The organism is Dietzia sp. E1, assembly GCF_014145015.1.
GTDB lineage: Bacteria > Actinomycetota > Actinomycetes > Mycobacteriales > Mycobacteriaceae > Dietzia > Dietzia cinnamea_A.
Genome location: NZ_JAALDU010000576.1, coordinates 1 through 1,440, shown reverse-complemented (window position 1 = coordinate 1,440; position 1,440 = coordinate 1). Strand labels below are relative to the sequence as shown.

General features: G+C 69.1%; 2 protein-coding genes. Both read left to right on the top strand.

Annotation, left to right across the window (positions count from 1 at the left end; translation table 11 throughout):
• The first annotated feature begins 481 nt into the window (after window positions 1-481).
• Entirely contained in the window at window positions 482-640 is a 159-nt protein-coding gene (locus G6030_RS16125) for a hypothetical protein (RefSeq protein WP_182643806.1), read from the top strand.
• A gap of 150 nt (window positions 641-790) precedes the next feature.
• On the top strand, window positions 791-1,258 hold the full coding sequence (locus tag G6030_RS16120) for an SRPBCC family protein (RefSeq protein ID WP_061916119.1): 468 nt from the start codon (window positions 791-793) through the stop codon (window positions 1,256-1,258).
• Window positions 1,259-1,440 lie beyond the last annotated feature (182 nt).

Sequence of the window (1,440 nt, the reverse complement as noted above, 5' to 3'; positions counted from 1 at the left end):
TCTTCAACAGCCTCATCGACACCGGCTCCACCGCGGCCCAGGGCTTCGTCAACACCGGCTCCACCGCGGCCGAGGGCGTCTACGGCACCGTCACCGGCTCGCTCGGCGACATCGTCGGCTCGCTCTGAGCTGAGTGATCCCGGGCCTTCGGGCCCAGATCGACGCAACGACACCGGCATCCGCCTCGCGCGGATGCCGGTGTCGCCTATTTCAGCCGGCCCTCCCCCTTTTCGACGGGCCACTCGCCCCACCGTGCGACGCGCACAATGACCTAGATCACATTAAAGTGCTTCCGTGATTTCACCTGCGCAGGTAAACGATTCCCTCGGACTCTAGACCGTCTTGGGGCCCGAGCGGATGAAACGGTCGCACGGACTACGTACGGTCCGATGGTGAGATCTTGAGGGACCAACGGTCCGTGAGATCCTCACGACAGACCGAGCGGCGCACCCGGTGCCGCCACTGACGAAAGGACCACATCATGGGTTCCATTGAGCAGTTCCTCCCCGGCCTCGCCACTGGCTCCGACGCCGTCAACACCGGCTCGCAGGTCGTCGACGGTGGCGCCGGCCTGGCCGCCGACGTCCTCGGCTTCTTCGCCGGGCTCGTCAGCACGGTCACCGACGCCCTCGGCTTCTGAGCCGACGCGCCTCACGGCGCATCGCGCAGGTTGGTGTCAGCTGACCTGAGCACCACGAGAAACCGGCCTCCGCCTCGGCGGGGGCCGGTTTCCCTATTTCGGCGTCCGCGTGCTTCCTCCGCGACGCTGGACGCCGGTAGCCTCGAGGCCATGGAACTCGACCTGTCCCGCCACGTCGCCGCCGACCCGGACACCGTGTGGTCCGTGCTCACCGACATCCCCGAGGCGCACCGGACGCTCAGCGGGGTAGTGGCGGTCGAGATCCTCACGACCGGCCCCTATGAGCCCGGCCTGCGGTGGCGCGAGACCCGCAAGATGTTCGGGATGAAGGCCACCGAGGAGATGATGGTGATGGCCGCCGAGCCGCCTCACTCCACCACGATCGTCGCCGAGAACGGCGGGACCGAGTACACGACCGTCTTCACCATCACACCCGACGCCGAGGGCGGGTCGACGCTCCGGATGCGCTTCGGAGCCGAGACTGCCCACGCTCCCGCGGTCTCCCGCGTCGTCATGGGGCTCATGGGAAAGTTCGCCGAGAAGTCCACCCGCAAGACCATGGAGCAGGACCTCGCCGACATCGCGGCCGAGGCCGAACGGCGGGCCTCCTCTTCCTAGCCGCCGTGGGCGCGTACCTGACCTACTCGGCCCAACCCGCCTGCTCGCCCGCGCGGTCCCACAGCTCCGCGACGACCTCCGCGGCCGGCTGGTCGGCGTAGGCGTCGGCGGCCCGCCAGCGCGATCCCGCCCACAGTGGCGGCACCTCGATGTCGCCCGCCCGCGCGGCGGCCTTGCGCATC